The organism is Acidobacteriota bacterium (assembly GCA_009838525.1).
GTDB lineage: Bacteria > Acidobacteriota > Vicinamibacteria > Vicinamibacterales > UBA8438 > VXRJ01.
This window is the reverse complement of sequence record VXRJ01000003.1, coordinates 59138-77731: the sequence shown is the minus strand read 5'-3', so window position 1 is coordinate 77731 and position 18594 is coordinate 59138. Positions and strand designations below refer to the sequence as shown.

Here is an 18594-nt window from a genome sequence, read left to right as displayed (position 1 = left end):
GACCGCATGAAGTCTCGTTCGCGCATCGGGGTAGCAACCCTGCTCCTGGCGTCGGCGATCGGTTGTGCGGACGAGCCCGCCCCGCGCGAAGAACCCGCCGTCGCGACGGCGCCGGATGCCTACGCCGGCGTCGAGTGGTTCACGGATGCGGCGGCTGGGTCCGGCCTTGGTTTCGTCCACTTCAACGGCATGTCGGGCCGCTTCTACCAGCCGGAGATCATGGGGCCCGGCGCGGCCCTGTTCGACTACGACAACGACGGCGACCTCGACGTGTATCTCGTGCAGGGAGACACCCTCGGAAGCGACCCGCCGCTCGCCCCGCGGCCGGAGGCGGCCCCGCGGGATCGGCTCTACCGCAACGACCTGGCGGTGGACTCGGAGGGGCAGCCGTCCCTTTCGTTCACCGACGTCACGAGCGCGAGCGGCATTGTCGCGCAGGGCTACGGAATGGGGGTCGCCACGGGTGACATCGACAACGACGGATGGATCGACCTGTACCTGACGCGATTCGGCGCCAACCAGATGTTTCGCAACCAGGGAGACGGAACGTTCATCGAGGTCTCGGCCGCGAGCGGCACGGACGATCCGTCATGGAGCGTTTCGTCGGCGTTCGTCGACGCGGATCACGATGGATGGCTCGACCTGTTCGTCGGGAACTACCTCTACTACAGCCTCGAGATGCACGTGCCGTGTTTTCACCCGACCGGCCCGGAGAACTACTGCGTGCCGGAAATGTACCGGGCGCAACCCAGCCGGTTCTACCGGAACCGCGGTGACGGCACGTTCACCGACGTGACGGCCGCCGCCGGCATGGCGCGCGAGTTCGGACCGGCGCTCGGCGTGGCCTCAGCCGACGTCAACGGCGACGGATGGATCGATATCTTCGTGGCCAACGATCAGCAGGAAAACCAGCTCTGGGTGAACCAGGGAGACGGTACCTTCCGGAATCTCGCGGCATTGTGGGGCGTGGCGCTCGGGGAAGCAGGAGAGGCCAAGGCCGACATGGGCGTCGATTTCGGCGATTTCGACAACGACGGTGATGAAGACCTGTTCATCACGGAATTGACCGGCCAGGGCAGCACGCTCTACGTCAACGACGGCTCCGGACTGTTCAACGAACGGAGCGCCGGCGCCGGCGTCCGTTACTCCAGCCTTCCGTACACCGGCTTCGGGGCTGGCTGGATCGATTTCGACAACGACGGCTGGCTCGACGTACTGGCGGTCAACGGTCTGGTGGTCGAGAGCCTCGATCACGCTTCTTCCAGGGCCGTGTTTCCGCTCGATCAGCGAAACCAGCTCCTGCGTAACCGTGGGGACGGGCGATTCGAGGACGTCACAGACCAGGCCGGCGCCGTGTTCCAGTTGTCCGAGGTAAGCCGCGGCGCGGCGTTCGGTGACGTCGACAACGACGGCGACACCGACGTCGTGGTGGCGAACGCAGCGGGGCCGGCCCGGTTGCTGATCAACGGGATCGGGAACCGCCGCCATTGGGTCGGGCTGCGTCTCGTCGGTGCGGCGGGTCGGGGCATGGTGGGCGCCCGGGTCGCGGTTCTCCGATCGGACGGCACGACGCTGTGGCGGCGCGCCCGCGCCGACGGCAGCTACGCGTCGGCCAACGACCCGCGTGTGCTCGTCGGTCTGGATTCCTACGCGGACCCGGTCGAAGTCCGCGTCACCTGGCCCAGCGGGCGGGAAGAAGCCTGGCGCGGCATCCCCGTGGACCGTTACACGACGCTCACCGAAGGGGGCGCGCCGTGAAGAGGCGGGTCGCGGCGACCGCCTCGCGGTTGATCGGCGTCTTCCTCGGTCTCGTGGTGGTTGGTTGCGCCGCCTCGGACGCGCCGAACCGGTCGGGTGGATCGGCTGCGCCTGGCCCGACGCCGGTGGATCCGTCCGCGCTGGCGCCGATCGCGCTGCCGGACCTGTCGCGACTCGGGGAGTCGGCGGCGGAGGAGGCACGGGCCCGCTACGATGTCGTTCAGGCCGCGCTGGAGGGCGGCGCTCCGGACGCGGAAGTCGCCACGGCTTATGGCGCTTTCGGTCTGATCCTGATGGCGGCCGAGTATTTCGAGGCGGCGGCCGAGAGCTTTCGGCATGCCGAGGTGATGGCGCCGCGCGACCCACGCTGGCCGTACTACCTGGCTCACCTGCATCGCATGACGGAAGATCGCGATGCGGCCACCGCCGCCTTCGAACGGGCGCTCGCCCTCCGGCCCTCCGACGTGCCGACGCTGATCTGGCTCGGCCGCGCTCGTCTTGACCAGGGTCAGGCGGACCTCGCGGAGCGGCAGTTCCGCCAGGCTGCCGCGTACGACCCGGGCTCGGCCGCCGCGCTCGCCGGCGCCGGACGAGCGGCCTTGGCGCGGGGCAACTTCCTCGACGCGGCCCAGTATCTGGAAGAGGCGCTGGCTATCGCGCCAGCGGCTTCCCGGCTGCACTATCCGCTGGCGATGGCCTACCGCGGGCTGGGCGAAACCGACCTTGCCGAGGCGCATCTGGCCCGGCGCGGCGGAGCGAATCCACCGCTGGCGGATCCGTTGATGGAGGAGCTCGACGCGCTCCTGCCCAGCGCGATGAAGCTCGAAGGGCAGGGCATTCAGGCGCTGCAGAGCGGCAGGTTGGCCGACGCGGTCAGGGCTTTCCGCCGGGGTCTGGAACTGGAACCCGACAATGTCTCTTTGCGGCAGCGGTTGGCGACAGCCCTGGCCGCGGGGGGCGAGACCAGCGCGGCAGTCGAGCAACTCGAGGAGGCGTTGCGGCGCTCGCCGGAATTCGCCCGCGCGCACTTCAGCCTCGGGGCGATCCTTGCCCTGCAGGGCCGTCAGAGGGAGGCGGTGGAGCACTACGAAACCGCGCTCCGGCTGCAGCCGGGTTACGTGGAGGCGCGCATGGGCCTTGCCGAGGCGCTGCGAGGAGCCGGACGCCTTGCGGATTCCCTGCCTCACTACGCGCGGGTAACGGAACTCGACCCCGGATTCGCCGAGGCCTGGTTCGGGCGGGCGGACGCGTTGATCCGACTGGGCCGGCTGGAAGAGGCGCGCGCGTGGCTGGCCGAGGCGCGTAGCATCCATCCTGAACGCCCCGAGCTTGCGAGGTTGGAGACGGCGGTCAACGGCTCGGGGCGGTGAGGCCCGGCGGGTTGGACCCGCTGCCGGCGGCCTCAACCCGTCGTCAGCGGTCCGACGCCGAACCGCGAACCGAGCCACGTCCAGAAGTGCCGCTGCTCCGGGCTGCTGGCGGTCTGGTCCCGCGCCAGAAGCGTCGCGTTGTCCAGTTCTCCGGCCAGACAGAGGGCGTAAACGAGTAGCGGGCGGACCGTCTCCCCCGCGAGACCGCGGCGCTCCGCACTCGCCAGGGCGTCGACGGCCCCGGGGTAGTCACGGCGTGCCAAGGCTGTCAGGCCGCGCGCGTACTCCGCGGCGCCGGTTCCGTCGTCGCCGCTTTCCGCGATGCGAGCCCTGACGTCGTCGCTGCCCAGGATCCAGAGCGGTAGCGTGCGGAGTGGCGTCTCAGTCAGCAGCCAGTGGAGGTCCTCGATCTGCGCCAGCGGCCGGCCACCGTCCCACATCACGCGATTCAGAACTCGCTGGTGCTCGAAATAGGGCAGGCTTGCGTCGATGAGTTCAGCCGGCCAGAGGCGGCGCACGTAGTCCGAGGCCATCAGTGCGTCCCGGGCGCGCATCGGATCGAGAACGCGGTCGTAGAGTTCGGTGACTCGCGGATTGCTGCCATATCCCGGATCCGACAGCGACGGGACCTGCGGATCCGGGCGCAGCCGTCGAGGATGGTCGTCCACCAGGGGTGGCGCTTCCCTCGCCAGGTCATTCAGGTAGTCGGCGTCCCCGACGAACGTCGCCCCGATCTGCTGCGGCAGCTCGATGCCGATCTCCTCCAGGCGCGCGCGCAGCGCCGGCAAGCGCCACGGTTCCGCGAATTCCGCCACCGATTCGGGTCCGCTCGCGTTCCGCGTCCCGGCAAGCATCAGGTCGAACGGTGTGGCGGTCCAACCCGAGCAGTCAGCGAACACGTCGCAGAACGCCCGGATGATCCCGTTGACGTTGGTGCCCGGATCGGGCCGGGCGACGGGCAGCCAGTAGGTGGCGATTCCGCCGTCCGCAAGGCGGTCGTGGATGAGCTGGAAGTACTCGCGCGTGTAGATGTTGACGGCGCCGGGCGTTCGCGGGGGCGGCGGCTCGCCGGTGATGAGGTCGTAGCGTTCCGGCGTCCGGTGAAGGAACTGACGACCGTCGTCGACATGCACGGTGACGCGCGGGTCGCGCAGCGGATGGTCATCCGGGTAGACGAGATCGCTGACGGCGACGATGTCCGGGGAGATCTCCACGACGTCGACGCTCTCGACATCGGGCAGATCGAGTGCGGCGCTGGCGGTGACGCCGACGCCGTAGCAGATCACGAGCACGCTCTCAATGGGCCCGCGGTGCGCGAACAGGGGCCAGTAGACGAAATAGCGCATGTAACGGAGCCCGGAGATCCCGGTTCCCGACATCGAGAATCCGTTGGTTACCAGGCGGTTGTAGACGGGCTGTTGCAGCCAGCGTTGCTGCATCAGGAAGATCGTCTCGGCCGGACCTTCCCGGATGGCGACGATCTCCGAGCCGTCGAGGGCATACGGCTCTGCGACCCGCGTGAAGTAGACGTCGCGCATCCGGCCGAACGGGTAGGCGGCCAGGGCGGCGACCAGAACGACGCCGCAGATCGCGGTCGCGGGAGCGGGCAGACGGAGCCGCCAACCGCTGCTGCCGGGCAGCGCCAGCAACCCGACCACCCCGTACGCGGCGGCCAGCGCAAAGAACGCGATCTCCATCCCGAGCACCGGCAAGAGCACGAACGCCGCTACCAGCGGTCCGCACATCGAGCCCCCGGTGTTCCACATCGTCAGCCAGCCCGAAGTGCGGGTTGCGACGCGGACCTGCCGCTGAAGGGCGTCGCCGAGCAGCGTGAAGAACGCGCCCGAGAGGAGGGACGGCAGGAAGGTCAGCACCGAGGCAAGCCAGACGATCCGGCGCCACGACTCGATCTGCGTGCCGGTGGTGAGGAGCGCGAAGGCGGTGTAGGACGCGATGACCGCGCAGCCGCCCAGTGCGGCGACGGCGGGCAGGTGGGCTGCTGCGTCCGGGCGCCGCCGCAGCCAGGCGGCGGCCGTCAACCCGCCCAGTGCGATGGCGGCCAGCACGACGGCAAGCATCAGGCTGGCGGCTGTCGTCGTCGACAGCACGTACATCGTCAGGAACCTGAACCAGAGCACTTCGAGCGCCAGCAGGATGGCGCCCGAAAGGAACGCGCACGCAAGCAGGTTCCGGAGACGCCGAGGTTGAGTCTCGCCAGCCGCCCCACCCGCCGTGCGGTCTTGGGCGGAGGGGGTATGGGCGGTGCGAGGGGCCGTGCGCGCCCGGTGGGGCTGTTCCGCAAGGAGAACCGCGGTGCCGCCTGCAATCAAACAGAGCAGTGCGGCGCACAGTGCGGCGCCGGTCACTCCGAGAGCGCCGATCAGCAGGAGTTCGGCGCCGGCGACGCCGGTCACCGCACCCAGCGTGTTCCATCCGTACAGATGCCCAAGGGCCGGGCCGAGCTGCTTCTCGCGGTGCGTCAGGGCGGCGACGAGCAACGGGAGCGTCGCTCCCATCGCGGTAGCGGGCGCCAGCAGGGCGAAGAAGGCCACGACGAAACGGATGCTGTTCGCCAGCCAGATCGTCTCAGCAACCGGCGCCGTCGCCGTGGTGACGGCGAGTCCCAGTTGCGGCAGGGCGAAGGCCAGAATCGCGCCGGACGCCGCGACCGTGAACTCGATCAGCGCGTACGCGCGCACGAGACGCCGAATCCGGTGGCCGTAGCGAGCGACGAGGGCGCTTCCACAGGCGAGGCCGCCCATGAAGCTCGACAGCACGAGGCTGGTTGCCCAGACACTGCCGCCGAAGACCAGGCCCGCCAGGTGGAACCAGACCACCTGGAAGACAAGACCGGCGGCGCCGGAGACGAAACAGACGCAGCCGAGCCAGCGCCACTGACGCGCGGGAACCGGGATTACCCCCTCCTTGGCACGAAGGCGAGCAGCCGCAGGGGATTCTCGACCGTCATGACGCGGATGTCTTCCTCGGTGATTCCCGCCTCGCGCAGCATGGGAACGAACTGCGTGACGGTCTTGGCGTAGCCCGGGCCGCCGTTGCGCTGCGTGTCTCTGGCCGTCGCGAAGTCCGACGCCAGGAGGATGTTCTCCAGGTAGCCGGCGTCGATGAGCGACTGAACCATCGGCACCTTGTGCCCGTCGGCCTCCGGACCGCTCCCGAGCCGGTCGAACCCAACGAAGGCGCCACGCTCCGCCAGCCGGCGGTGGACAGTCGCCTCGGGGTCTTCGAGCCCACCCATGTGCCCGATGGCGACGGCGCCGGTCGGAACACCGAGCGACTCGAAGATGTCGAGCTGCGTCTCGGCCTCCAGCCCGTTGGCGGTATGGGTGAAGATGGGAATGTTCGTGGACAGGTGCGCCTTGCCGATCGCTCGAAACACCTTTCGCTCGCCTGGAGTCATTTCCTCGGAGCTCGCGATCTCGCCGAACGCGCCCCAGCGCTCGGCGTCTGCCGTCGCGGCGAGTCCCTCGGCGATCTCATCCTCGGTCTGATCGGCCAGCTCGGGCGGGTGGAAGGGGTCGGTGTAGTAGCCGCCGCTCACCACGATCGGCATGCCCGACTGCTCGGACACGGCTCGCAGGAAAGCTACGTCGCGCCCCATGTCGGCGTGGCCGCCGTCGACGACGGCGGACACTCCCTCGCGGGCCGCCGCCTGCATTTCCGCCGCCATCATGTCGACGTCCTGCATGAAGTAGGGGCTGTCGGGCGGGCCGAGGAAGATCTCCCGCGCGGGGCTGTCGGCGCCCACCAGCCGATCCCAGAACGCAATGTCCAGCGACATGTGCTCGTGAAAGAGCACTGCACCGCCCCTCAGGCGGTCCGGGGTCAGGTCCTCGAGTATGGTCCGGACGATCGGTTCTGGGGAGCCGGGCGAGTCGGCGGGCGTCGAGTCCGCCGCCGGTTCCTCGGGCTCCCGCGTGCTGCCGCACGCCGCCGCCAGGCCGGCCCCGCCGAGTCCGAGCAGCCGCAGCGCCTGGCGGCGGCTCCATTCAACGCTGCGAACTGACCTGTTTGCCGTCATGAGCGTCCTCCCGCGTTGATTCCCAGCGAGACCTCCGCGCAGCCGACTGCCCGTATCATGACACTTCAGGGAAGGGGTTGCCATGCGGTCTGCGGGTTCGCGATTCGCCGCATCGGTGGTGCTGGCCGCGCTGCTGCACGTCGGGGCGGCCCCGGCGCGCCCGCAGCCGCCCACTGCAGTCGTCGCGGCGGTCGAGGAAGCGCTACGCGAGGAACGGGGGCTCCGTGACCTCGAAGTGGCGGTCGACGGCGGCGACGTCACCCTCGCCGGTGAAGTGGCCACCTTCTGGCTGAAGCACGCTGCCCTGCAGCGCGCCCTGAACGTGCCCGGGGTGCGAACGGTGGTGAGCGAGATCACCGTACCGGCGGGGGAGACGGACGCACGACTGGCGGAGGAAGTGGGTCGCGTGCTCCGGAACTACCCGGACATGACGGTGTGGGACTTCGTCGGCGCCTCCGTCGACCGGGGTGTCGTGACGCTTGCCGGGTGGGTCACGCCGGAGCTGGACAAGGCGGGAGAGATCTTCGAGCGTATCGCCAGGCTCCGCGGCGTTCAGGACATTCGGAACGGAATCGAGCCGCTGCCCGCCACCCTGCAGGACGACCGGCTCCGTCAGGCGATCCGCCGACGCGTATTCGGCAGCCTGACGTTCATGCGGTTCGCCGGCCCGCGGCCACCGCCGTTTCGAATCCTGGTCAGCAATGGCTCGGTCACCCTGGCCGGCTATGTACAGAACGATCTGGAGCGCCGGGAACTCGAACTCATGGTTGGCGAGATCCAGGGTGTGGGTCAGATTTCGAACCAGCTTCAGAGCTTGAGGTAGCGGCGTGGCGCGCGAACCTGAAAGGTGGGAGGCATGATCACGATACGCCCGGAGCGCCCCGAGGATGTTCCGGGGATTCGCCTGGTCAACCAGCGGGCGTTTGGCGGGCCTGACGAAGCCGGGATGGTTGACGAAGCCCGGGCGCGCGGCGGCTGGATGATCTCGCTGGTCGCCGTCGCGGACGACCAGCTTGTCGGTCACATTCTCTTCACGCCGGTGACGATCAGTGCGTCGGAGCACGTCCGCGAGGCGGCAGGGCTGGCCCCCATGGCCGTCGATCCGGGCCATCAGGGTCGCGGCATCGGCACCCGGCTTGCTTCAGAGGGCCTCGCTCGGTGTCGCGCGGCGGGCTACGGGATCGCCGTCGTCCTGGGCCATCCGACATACTACCCGCGATTTGGCTTCGTGCCTGGCAGCCTGCACGGCATTCGGTTCGCGCTCGACGTCCCGGACGAGGCCTTCATGGTCATCGAACTCCTGCCGGGCGCGCTCGAGGGGTGTAGTGGAGTGGCGCGCTACCTGCCGGAGTTCATGGTGTTGTGAGTGCGATGGCGCGCCCGGAGGGATTTGAACCCCCGACCTACGGGTTCGAAGCCCGGCGCTCTATCCAGCTGAGCTACGGGCGCGCTTGGAACCAGCCGGTAATCCGGCGGCAAACGTACTTCCGGGCAGCATACACGAGATAATCACTCGTACCGCGCCGGTCCACCACGGGCTGCTAGAGGTCGGCCGGTCCGGGCATTCGGTAGCCGACCCCGCGCTCGTTGCGGATGTAGGCCGGACTTGCGGCGTCCTCGCCCAGCTTGCGGCGGAGCCGCTTGACTACGGCACGCACGAGTTTCGGGTCAGGGGAGCCACGATCCTGTCTCTTCCAGGCTAGACGCAGCAGAGTGTCGTAGGTCAGCACCCGTCCGGCGTTGACGGAGAGCAAGCGGACCAGTTCGTACTCGGTCGCCGTCAGCTCCACCGGCCGCCCCTCCACGGCTACGCGGCGCTGTTCGTAGTGGATGCTCAGCCCCCCGAGGACGAACGGCTCGGGCTCGGTCCGGCGACGCAGGGCCGCCCGGACGCGCGCGGTCAGCTCCGACGGCGAGAACGGCTTGACGATGTAGTCGGCGGCGCCCGCGTCCAGCGCCTTTACCACCGTCTCGTCCCTGCCATAGGCGGAGATGAAGATGACTGGCAGGTCACCCAGTTCGGGGATGCGCTCGATCAGCTTGATGCCGTCCGTTCCGGGAAGCAGCAGGTCCAGAAGGACCAATGCGGGCCGGTGCATCCTGATGAGGTCGACCAACTCTTCCGGATCCGCGGTGACGACAGGCGAATAGCCTGATTCAGCGAGGGCGTCGCGAACGTACCGCAACGTCTGGGGGTCGTCGTCGACCACCAGAATGCACGTTTGCTGCTGCCCCTTCCGGGCGGGCCGGGAACGTCCAGAGCTCGCCGCGGCGGTGGCGACGACTGCCTCCTCGGCCACCGGCACCGTAAACGTGAAGCACGTGCCGCGGCCCGCGCCGCCGCTCTGGGCCCAGATGCGGCCTCCGTGCGCCTCAACCAGTCCTTTGCAGATGGACAGGCCCAGGCCGGACCCCCCGAGGCCACCCTCCGCGTCTTCGCCGGCGTCTCCGGCGTGCCTGCGGAACAGGCGTGGGAGCCGGTCCGCCGGCACGCCCCGACCCGAGTCCGTTACCGAGATCGCCACGTGCACGCCGTCCCGCGCGGCCGCGATGCGGATCGGGGTCGATTCGGGGGAGTGCCTTGCAGCGTTCGACAGGAGGTTGTTGAGAACTTGCACGATCCGTCCCGGGTCGGCCAGCACTCGGGGGAGATCCTCCGCCAGGGCGATGCTCAAGGGCTGGCTGCCGGCGCCGCTCAGGAAAGTGCTGCGCGCCTGATCCACCAACGCGGCGACTTCCACCGGTTCGGACGACACGGACAACGTGCCCGTCACGATGCGCCCGTGGTCGAGCAGGTCGCCGATCAGACCGCGCATGTGGTCGGCCTGCTGGTCGATGACCCGGAAGAACTGCAGCATCTCGGCCGGTTCGGGAGCCGGCGCGGCGCCCAGCACGGTGGCCGTCGAGCCCTTGATCGAGATCAACGGCGTGCGCAACTCGTGGCTCACCAAACTCAGGAACTCGGCGCGCAACCGCTCGAGTTCGTCGAGCGGCGCGAGGTCTTGCAGCGTGACCACGACCGACTCGACGGCGCTTCCGACCGGACGAATAGGCGTCGAGTTGACCAGGGTGGTGACGCTGCGGCCATCGGGGACCGACAGCGTCATCTCCTCCGCCCGCACAGTCTCGCCGTTGCTGAACTGCTGCGCCAGTGGGTACTCCCGCAAGGCGATCTCGCGCCCGTCCGCGCGCCGGCATGTGATGGAGTCCAGCAGTTGTTCCGGGGAGTACCCCGGCGTGTTCAGGGCCTCAACGATTCGTCGCGCTTCCCGGTTGAACGAGACGGGCTTGCCGGCTCCGTCGAAGACCACAACGCCCACGGGCGAAGTTTCTATCAGGGCCTCGAGGCCGGCGCGGGCTCGCCGCTCGTCGTGGTGCGCGCGCGCATTGGCGATCGCCGCCGCCGTTTGCGAGGCCAACAGCGTCAGGATCTCTTCGTCGATTCTGGTGAACTCCTGGCCGCCCTCCTTCTCGGCGAGAAAGAAGTTCCCGACGTAGTCGTCGCCATGCCGCAGCGGCGTGCCCTGCAGGGTCTTCGACCGCATCAGCTCGGACGAAAAGCCGAGCGACCGGACGTAGGTGGGAAGATCCGCCAGCCGCAGCGGGGCGTCAAGGTCGCGGAAGTGCTCGAAGAGCCGCGGCCCGTCGGACCAGGTGGCCATCCGGTCCTCCTCGGCGGGCGTGAAGCCGGAGGTGACGAACTCCTGGACGCGTCCGTCCTTGTCCACGGTGGTAATGACGCCGTAGCAGGCGCCCGTCAAGGCGCGGGCGCTGTCGACGGCTTCGTGCAGCACGGTATCGAGGTCGAGGCTGGAACTGATGCGCAGAACGGCCGCGCTCAGCCGGGACGCCCGCTCGTCGAAGTCCTCGATGCGTTGCCGCAACTCGTCGGGATTCTACAGCGGTTGCGCGTGGGCAGTCCCGTCATGCGATGGACGCCCGTGTACAGTTTCACCACGGGCTGCCAGCGTCACCGCTGCAGGACAATCACCGTGCCGGGGGTGTCCGCCGTGGTGGCGAACATGGTCGGGCGTGGGGTGCCTGCGTCCGCTTCGACGTAGTTGAGACGGAAAAAGTCCGCCTGCGCCACGTAGATCGCTTCCCACAGCACGCCGTCGTCGTGGACGAAGTCGAGGTGGGCGGGCGACTGCGTCGCGTCGATTCGGATCTGCCCCTGGAACTCGTTGCCGGTCGCGGTGAGCAGGGCGAAGCGATCGCCCGTGATGGTGAGAACCCCGCCGACGATAGCGTCGAACGGTTGCCCCCGCTGCTCGGCGGCGGCCACCGTCCACTCGCCCTGTAGCGTCTGCAGGTGGTCTTCCCCTTGCGCCTCCGGCAAGGCGGCGTTCAGCAGCAGCAGGGAAATGACCAGGGCCGGGAGCTTCATGCGCATGGTGGATCTCCAGCGTTAAGTCAAGCGTTCACGACCGGGAAGGAACCGACCTCGTTGCCGAGGATTGCGGTCGGATCGACGCCGAGCCAGCGCCGCAGGACGTCTGCATAGATGTCGCGGAAGTCGACCGTGGCGTCGAGGCCCCCACGAGTGACCTTGCCGAGGTCGGCCGGCTCGCCGAGCAGTCCGGCCCGGATGCCGCCGCCCATCACGAACAGCACCCCGGCGTCGCCGTGCTCGGTGCCGTGGCTTCGGTTCTCCTCTACGAGACGGCCGAAGTCGGAGAACGTCAGCAGGAGTACGCGGTCGAGCTGTCCCGACTCGCGCAGATGACGTGCGAAGGCGCGCAGACCGCGCCCGAGCTCCGTGAAGAGGACCCGGTGCTTCGCGAGCTGATCCACGTGCGTGTCGAACGAAGCGGATCCCGGGGTGTCGAACGATCCGATGGAGGCGTAGTAGACGCGGGTCGGGCAACCGGTCTCGATCATGTCGCCGGTCCACCGCAGGGACTGGCCGAACGCCGTGTCGGGATAGTCGAAGCGGGCGCCCGTCCCGGCCCGGGCGCGGTGGAGTTGGCGGGAGGCGTGGGCGAGTCCATTGGTTACCTGTTGGAGGTAGTCGAGCCGCGCGGCGCGTGGACCGCGAGCCGTAGCGGGGGCCGTCTCGGGAGCGGCCATCTCCAGCAGCAGCTCGGGATGGGCTATCGCCATGCTGCGGCTGGACGCGGAGGCCAGCGTCCGACCGAGCGATTCCGCGAAATCCACGCCCGCCAGCGGCTCGCCGCCACAGTCGCAGGCGTGATCGAGGTAACGTCCCAGCCAGCCGTGTTCCGGCGCCAACGCGGCGACCGAGCCCGTTTCCCAGATCTCCGTCGCGCGAACGTGGGACCGGGACGACCGCGGGTAGCCCACGCCCTGCACGATTCCGGCAAGGCCGTCGTCCATCAGCCGGCGCACATCGGCGAGCCAGGGGTTCAGGCCGAGATCGCTCCCGTCGAGTCGGAGCGTCTGCGACCCGGGGATGGCGATGGTCGGACGAGCCCGATAGTAGCGGTCGTCGCGTACGGGAACAACGGTGTTGAGACCATCGTTGCCGCCCCTCAGGCGCAGGACGACCACAATGGGCCCGTCGTGGCTCGCCTGCGCTTCCGCGGCGGTCGCGTGGGCGCTCCGGCGGACGAAGAACGGCACCGTCGGGGTCAGCGCGAACCAGGTCAGCAGGTCGCGTCGGCTAATGGAACTCATGGGGTCCTCCACGCTGGCGCTTACGCCAGTTGATACTGCGGAGACATCATCACGCGCCGGATGAAGGCACTCCGCCCTTCCGGCGAGTTGACACCGGCAACTTCCGTTTCGATGGCTCCCGCGTCCAGGCCGGGAGCCGGGTCGAGTCGCTCGAGCAGCGCCGCGGCGGACGCGTCACGGAGCGGGGTCTCGATCGGTACGGTGAACGCAACTGCCGCTTCGCCGGTAGACGGGCCGGGACGTTCGAGACCGAGGGGCGGCAATCGGTCAGCCAGGGCGGCGGCCAGATAGTACCGCACCGTGAGGCGCGCCGCAGGTGTAACCCAGGCCTCCTGCCCGGGCCAGCCGCCCTCGCCGTTGTTGGGCGTGTCGAGCAGCGCCTGGCCGCTCGCCCGCAGCCAGCTATCCATCGCGGCGACGGGAGGGGATGCGATGCCCAACTGCCGGCAGGCGCCGGCCGCGAGATGGACCGGGCTCTTGATCAGGGCCCACCGCGACGACTCCGACCAGAAGGCATCGGACCGCACGATTTCGCGGAGCATCGCCTCGAGGGAACCGCCCGTCGTCCGGTAGGCACTGAGCAGTCGGGTCTCCAGGGCCGCGCCGCCGTCCTCGACTCCGAGATGGGTCATGAGCAGGCGCCCGAACCGGCGAGCCGTCGCCTCGTGCGAGGCGAGCCACCTGACGGCCGAACGCGCATCGAACGGATGCGTGCGGCCGAGAATCGTCTTCGGTCCGGCATCGAACTCGTCAGGCCGGAAGATCGGCACGAGGCCGGTGCGCCGGGCCGCTCGGGACGCCCTGGGATCGAGCGGCCGCGTCGGCTCGCGACCCTCGGGCGCCACCAGGAGCCAGCCGGTGAGCGCTCTCGAAAGCTCTTCGATGTCGCGCGGTTCGTAGGCGTCCGCACCGACCGTCCAGTGATCGAGAATGAGCTTGGCGGGACGATCGGATACACGCAGCCGCCGGTGCCCGTCCATCCCGACCTGGATCATCATGGCCGGGTCGACGACGAGGCTCGCGAGCAGATCCGGGACCGTGCCCAGACACTGTCGGCGGAGCAGGGCGTTGCGTCCGTGAAGCGCGTGCGGGGCGTCGACCGAGCCCGTGTTGCTGCCGAACACGCCATGCAGGAACAGGACGAGGTTCTCGCGCAGCGGGGCCGGGGAGGTAAGCAGCTCCGCCAGCCACCACCGGCGCACTTCCCCGGTCGCGGCCCGCGCGCGTTCCGCCTGCCGGTCGGCGATCGCCTCGAAGTCCTCGTCGGACAGGCCGTCGAATCGCAGAGCCGGGTTCCTCCAGATCCCGCTGGCAGCCTCCGGGGCCTGCGGGTACGGCGCGTCTCGAGCCGCGCGCACGAGCACCGACAGGGCCTCGTCCGCCGACATCCCCTGGATGGCCCGATCCAGGTCCGGAGTCGCCGTGAAGGCGAGACGGCGCAACAGGTGTCGCCGTTCCGTGGTCGACAGCGCGTTGCCCGCCACGGGTCCCTGCATCCGATTCACGGTTCCTCTCATGCGCTCGCCTGCTTACGTCCTCCGTCACCGGCGCGACTCGCGTGCAGCGGTTGCATCTCGGCCTCCGGTACTCGCCGGCCTCGCCACCGGGGCGCGACTACGCGGGTCCACCACAAGATGAGGCCGGTTGCCGCCAGCAGGCCCGGCGCCAGGCCGGCGACGAGCCACACCGCGCGGATGCCTGGTCCTCCGAAGTTTCCGAAGTGCAGCGGGCCGATCCAGGCCATCACGTTGTCGCCGAGCGTGGGAGCGGGCGCCGCTGGCGTGGCGAGCCGCTCGCCGGTGTACTGGTCGAGGTAGACCGTCCGCAGATGGCGTATGCCCAGCCGTGTGGGTTGCCGGTCAGTGAACAGCACCTGGAAAGCCGCCTCGTCGGTCGCAGGCAGGACGACCCTCGCGACGAAGGCGTCGGGTTCCGCCGGTCGGGCGAGTTCGATCATCTCGCGCCAACTCGGGCGCGGTTCGTAGGCGGCGCCGTCGGTACTCGATTGCGGCGCAGTGACCGTGCTCAGTGGCGAGATCCGGTTGACCGCCGCGCGGAACTCGTCGGGGAATACGAAGTAGGCCCCGGTGACGGCCCAGCCGGCGGTAAGAACGAGCGTCCAGATGCCCACCGCGCCGTGCAGCTCCCAGGTCACCCGTTTCCAGGGCCGGCGCCAGTCGACAGTGAAGCCGCGCCGCCATCCCGCCCGGCCGGGCCACCAGATGAACGGGCCGGTGGCGCAGAGCAGGAGCAGGCAGAGCGCCCCGACCCCGTTGACCACCCGACCGGTGCGGCCGGCGAGCAGGTCGAAGTGCAGATCCTGGAGGGTACGTATCACCGAGTGCTCGGGCAGCTCGCCCAGCACGTCGGCGGTGACCGGGTCGATGAGCACGGTATGGAACCCGCTGTCCTCGGTGACGTACGCGAGATGGGTCGGCCGGACGGTGGTCGGCGAATCGGCGCCGACCAGCCGCCCCTGCGGGTAGGCGTCCCGCACCCGTTCCAGGACGGTCGCCATGTCCGCCTGCGGGCCGTCGGTTTGCGCCGTGAGCAGTTCCGGGTGCACGGCGCGCTGCAGGTGGATGCGGAAGACCAGAGCGGCTCCCGTCACCGAGACGACGAGGACATAGAGCGCAGCCGCCACGCCGATCCAGAGGTGCACCTGGAACAGCACGCGCCGCAACGGGCCCGAACGGTCGAGCGGGCTCAAGTTGATGATCTCCGTGTGCCTCGGAGCCCTGAGACGCGCGATCAGCCGCCGACGTTGAAGCGTCCGCCGGCGACCACCGCACGCGGCAGGGCCGGGTAGCCGAGCGCGCTGTCGTACATCTCGTCCGTCACGTTGTCGATCCGCAGGAAGAGCGTCAGGTCTTGGTGCACGCGGAACTGTCCGCCGAGAGTGAGCAGCGTGTAGCCCGGATTGACGGTGATGTCGACGCTGCGCCCATCCGAGGCGCGCACGAGGCCGAGGAACGCACTGTCGTGCCGGTTCCCCACCACCCGCAGGTTCAGGTTCAGGCTGCCGCGCCCCCGCGTGTAGCCGACGCGCAGGTTGCCGGAATGCAGCGGCCGGCGCAGCAGCGGCTGGCCGGGCTGGAACTGCTGGCTGGTGCTGACGTTGGTGACCACCTCGGTGTCGACGAGGGCGTAGGAGGCGTTCGCGGTGAGCCCGCCGATCGGCCGCTGCAGGCCGAACTCGAACTCGATGCCGCCGGCGCGCGACCCGTCGATGTTGACGTAGTCGGGCAGGCCGTCGCCCCCGAAGCCGGGTGAGGGTGAATAGGCGATTTGGTTCTCGTAGTTGTTGTTGAACCAGGTGAAGCTCGCGAGCCAGCGCTGGTCGTCGAATGTGAGCTCGGCGCCCGCGTCGACCGTAACTGCCTCCTCCGGCAGCAGCAACAGGTTTCCGTCGACCCACTGCGAGCTGTACAGCTGCGAGAAGCTCGGGTTCTTGATGCCGCGGCCGATGTTGGCCGACACCTTCAGCGACGAGAGCGGGCCCTCTTGGAAGGGCAGCGGGTACCCTCCTGCCGACAGCTTCGGATTGACCGACGCGCCGTAGTGGGCGTTGTCGTCGATACGCGTCCCGGCGGTGACGAACCAGGCGTCGGCGACGTTGAACTGCTGCTGTACGAAGTAGGAGTGGTTCGCCACCGTCTGCAACTCGTCGAGTGCATTGGTCTCGCTGTAGTAGTCATACCCGGCGCTCAGGACCTGGTTACCCATCCAGATCGCGTTGAGCTGGTAGCGGGCGGCGGGCCGCCGCAGTTGCGCCTCGAATTCGAAGGGCCAGTCGAAGCCGCTGAACGGGCCGGTCTGTGCGAGGAACTGGCCGGCGCCGAGACTGGAAGGATCGGCAGCCAATGTGTCGAATGCCGCCTGGTCCAGCAACCGTACCAGCCGCGGCCCGGCCGGATAGAGCGCGCCCGGCGTTCCTTCCAGGATCGCGAAGACGCGGTATTGCGGATCGCCGATGGCGTCCACGGACTCGCGCCCGGATCGGAAGTAGCTCACGGTTGCGGAATGGTCGATGCGCGAGGAGAGGGTCTGGTCGAAGTCGAGGTGCCAGGTCAGGTCGTCCGTGTCGTAGCCGGTGCCGGTGTCGCCCGGCGCGTAGGTGATCGGGCCGACGGAGTTGGCGCGGGCGTTGCTGTAGCGGAACCCGGTCCGCAGCCTGGTGCTGTCACCGATGATCGCGCCGACGTTGCCGTCGATCGAATGCTGATCGAAGCGGTCGCGCTCCGTCAGGCGGTCCCCAAACGCGCCGTCGGTTCCGCGGTAGGCGACGCCGAGCTGGTAGTCGACGCGCTGCTGGGCGCCGCCCAGCACCCGCAGGTCGCCGCGGGCGGTCCCGAACGAGCCTCCCTCGATGGAGCCGGCCAGCCCCGGGCCGCTGTCCGGCGCTCCCCGCTTCGTGAAGATCTGGATGACGGAGCCGATCGCGTCCGAGCCGTAGAGCGCCGACTGGGCGCCCCGCACCACCTCGACCCGCTCGATCTCGTTGGCCGAGACGCGGCTGAAGTCGTAGTAGCCGCCGTTGGCGTTCACGCGGACGCCGTCGATCATCACGTGGTTGTAGTCCGATTCGCCGCCGCGCGCGAAGACCGATGCAAGCTGGCCTTCGCGCCCGGTCGACTCGATGTTCAGGCCGGGCACGTAGCGCAGGACGTCCGCGACAGAGTGGCTTCCGAGCGTCTCGATGTCGTCCTCGGTGAAGACCGAGTGGGAATCCATGACCGACGCGCTCCCCTCCGCGGTCCGTGACGCGGTGACGACGACCGTGTCGGTCAGCGGGGCGATGCCGAGCCGGAAGTCGGCGGTCGCGTCGTCGGCCGCAATGAGATCGATCTCGCCGGCCGCGAATCCGTCGAGTCGCGCCGTCACGCGATAGCGTTCGCCCGAGGGCAGATCCAGTTGGAACCGTCCGTCAGCCCCGGCGGTCGCGGTCGAAATCACCCGCAGCCCGCGGAGCGCCTCGATGGTGGCGCCTGGCAGGACCCCGCCGGACGAGTCGGTGACCGTGCCGGCCACGATCGTCGACTCCTGGGCGCCGAGGGGAGCGACGGCAAGCGAACACAGCAGAATGCCGAGTAGGGCGGAATACCGGGTCGTCATGATGTCCTTCCTCTGGGTCGACGACGGGGGCGCCGACGTGTGGAAACCCAGGCGATGCCAAGCTGCTGACGTAGAAGACTCGACGCGAAAACGGAGTGTAGCGAGTGCTCGTAGCGCCGTTCTGAAGAGTTCCTGAAGAGTTCCTGAAGAATTCCTGAAAGTCGACGGCGTCGTTCGGGGCGCTCGTATAGAGTGAGGCGACTGTCCGAACACGCCGATTTCCCGGGGCTTCTTCATTTTGCCGCTACATGCCGTCGGTCTGTTGTGCGCGCTCGCTGCTTCGGTCTTAGCGACCGAGGCGCGGGACCGCTACGGCGCCCTGGCGCTGGCGGCCGGATTCCTGATCGGCAGCGCCTGGCTCCGCCCGGATCCGGGATGGACCGGCGTGCTCGTCGCGGCCGCTGCCGGCCTGTCGCTCGTTCGTCCGCGAGGAGTTCCGGCATCGCTGGTGGCTCCGCTGGTCGCCGGAACGGCAGGCGGGTTATGGAGCAGGGTGCTGGACGGCTACGGCCTGCCGCTGTGGCTCGCGTGCCTGCTGGCGGCGGGTGTCGTCACCCTTGCAGCCGTTTCCGCGGCACGCGATGCAGGGTTTGCGGCGCGCTCGGTCCGTGAGGACGCGCTGGCCGCACTCGGCGTGCTGGGACTGGCCGTCGCCGCCGCTCCGGGGGTAGCCGG

At 69.1% G+C, this 18594-nt stretch carries 12 protein-coding genes and 1 tRNA gene; 4 read left to right on the top strand and 9 right to left on the bottom strand.

Annotated elements, in window-relative coordinates; genetic code table 11:
- Positions 1-6: 6 nt before the first annotated feature.
- Together F4Y45_00700 and F4Y45_00695 are read left to right on the top strand one after the other, a co-directional pair.
- Positions 7-1758 (top strand): CRTAC1 family protein, encoded by a 1752-nt coding sequence (locus F4Y45_00700; protein MXY23030.1) that lies wholly within the window; start codon positions 7-9, stop codon positions 1756-1758.
- Positions 1755-3128 carry a tetratricopeptide repeat protein gene (locus F4Y45_00695; GenBank protein ID MXY23029.1) on the top strand — a complete coding sequence of 458 codons (1374 nt, stop codon included), beginning with the start codon at positions 1755-1757 and terminating at the stop codon, positions 3126-3128. Before F4Y45_00700 ends, F4Y45_00695 begins: the two co-directional genes overlap by 4 nt.
- Before the next feature lie 32 nt (positions 3129-3160).
- Here the strand turns inward: F4Y45_00695 and F4Y45_00690 are convergent, their stop codons facing one another.
- Both F4Y45_00690 and F4Y45_00685 read right to left on the bottom strand, forming a co-directional pair.
- Entirely contained in the window at positions 3161-5965 is a 2805-nt protein-coding gene (locus F4Y45_00690) for a spermidine synthase (GenBank protein MXY23028.1), read from the bottom strand.
- Between the two features lie 77 nt (positions 5966-6042).
- Positions 6043-7251, bottom strand: a complete 1209-nt coding sequence (locus tag F4Y45_00685; protein MXY23027.1) for a hypothetical protein — start codon at positions 7249-7251, stop codon at positions 6043-6045.
- On the opposite strand from F4Y45_00685, the gene F4Y45_00680 reads away from it, so the two are divergent.
- Both F4Y45_00680 and F4Y45_00675 read left to right on the top strand, forming a co-directional pair.
- Positions 7250-7990 (top strand): BON domain-containing protein, encoded by a 741-nt coding sequence (locus F4Y45_00680; GenBank protein MXY23026.1) that lies wholly within the window; start codon positions 7250-7252, stop codon positions 7988-7990. The genes F4Y45_00685 and F4Y45_00680 overlap by 2 nt on opposite strands.
- 33 nt (positions 7991-8023) lie before the next feature.
- Entirely contained in the window at positions 8024-8533 is a 510-nt protein-coding gene (locus tag F4Y45_00675) for an N-acetyltransferase (protein MXY23025.1), read from the top strand.
- A 6-nt stretch (positions 8534-8539) separates the two neighbouring features.
- Here the strand turns inward: F4Y45_00675 and F4Y45_00670 are convergent.
- The 7 genes from F4Y45_00670 to F4Y45_00640 all read right to left on the bottom strand — a co-directional run bounded on the left by F4Y45_00670 (position 8540) and on the right by F4Y45_00640 (position 18156).
- Positions 8540-8616, bottom strand: a tRNA-Arg gene (locus tag F4Y45_00670).
- 92 nt (positions 8617-8708) lie between these two features.
- A complete protein-coding gene (locus F4Y45_00665; protein MXY23024.1) occupies positions 8709-11051 on the bottom strand; it encodes a response regulator in 2343 nt (780 codons plus the stop codon).
- A gap of 86 nt (positions 11052-11137) precedes the next feature.
- Positions 11138-11560, bottom strand: a complete 423-nt coding sequence (locus tag F4Y45_00660) for a TIGR03067 domain-containing protein (GenBank protein MXY23023.1) — start codon at positions 11558-11560, stop codon at positions 11138-11140.
- A 20-nt stretch (positions 11561-11580) separates the two neighbouring features.
- Positions 11581-12804: a DUF1501 domain-containing protein gene (locus F4Y45_00655; GenBank protein ID MXY23022.1), complete on the bottom strand. Its 1224-nt coding sequence runs from the start codon at positions 12802-12804 to the stop codon at positions 11581-11583.
- Between the two features lie 20 nt (positions 12805-12824).
- On the bottom strand, positions 12825-14321 hold the full coding sequence (locus F4Y45_00650; protein ID MXY23021.1) for a DUF1800 domain-containing protein: 1497 nt from the start codon (positions 14319-14321) through the stop codon (positions 12825-12827).
- Entirely contained in the window at positions 14318-16408 is a 2091-nt protein-coding gene (locus tag F4Y45_00645; GenBank protein MXY23020.1) for a PepSY domain-containing protein, read from the bottom strand. Before F4Y45_00645 ends, F4Y45_00650 begins: the two co-directional genes overlap by 4 nt.
- On the bottom strand, positions 15556-18156 hold the full coding sequence (locus tag F4Y45_00640) for a TonB-dependent receptor plug domain-containing protein (GenBank protein ID MXY23019.1): 2601 nt from the start codon (positions 18154-18156) through the stop codon (positions 15556-15558). Before F4Y45_00640 ends, F4Y45_00645 begins: the two co-directional genes overlap by 853 nt.
- Positions 18157-18594: the final 438 nt, after the last annotated feature.

What these genes read in the sequence shown, in the direction of transcription:
- F4Y45_00700 (MXY23030.1), top strand. Translation starts at nt 7, where the DNA reads ATGAAGTCTCGTTCGCGCATCGGGGTAGCAACCCTGCTCCTGGCGTCG.
- F4Y45_00660 (MXY23023.1), bottom strand. Translation starts at nt 11,560, where the DNA reads ATGCGCATGAAGCTCCCGGCCCTGGTCATTTCCCTGCTGCTGCTGAAC.
- F4Y45_00640 (MXY23019.1), bottom strand. Translation starts at nt 18,156, where the DNA reads ATGAAGAAGCCCCGGGAAATCGGCGTGTTCGGACAGTCGCCTCACTCT.
- F4Y45_00650 (MXY23021.1), bottom strand. Translation starts at nt 14,321, where the DNA reads ATGAGAGGAACCGTGAATCGGATGCAGGGACCCGTGGCGGGCAACGCG.
- F4Y45_00685 (MXY23027.1), bottom strand. Translation starts at nt 7,251, where the DNA reads ATGGCAACCCCTTCCCTGAAGTGTCATGATACGGGCAGTCGGCTGCGC.
- F4Y45_00655 (MXY23022.1), bottom strand. Translation starts at nt 12,804, where the DNA reads ATGAGTTCCATTAGCCGACGCGACCTGCTGACCTGGTTCGCGCTGACC.
- F4Y45_00680 (MXY23026.1), top strand. Translation starts at nt 7,250, where the DNA reads ATGCGGTCTGCGGGTTCGCGATTCGCCGCATCGGTGGTGCTGGCCGCG.
- F4Y45_00675 (MXY23025.1), top strand. Translation starts at nt 8,024, where the DNA reads ATGATCACGATACGCCCGGAGCGCCCCGAGGATGTTCCGGGGATTCGC.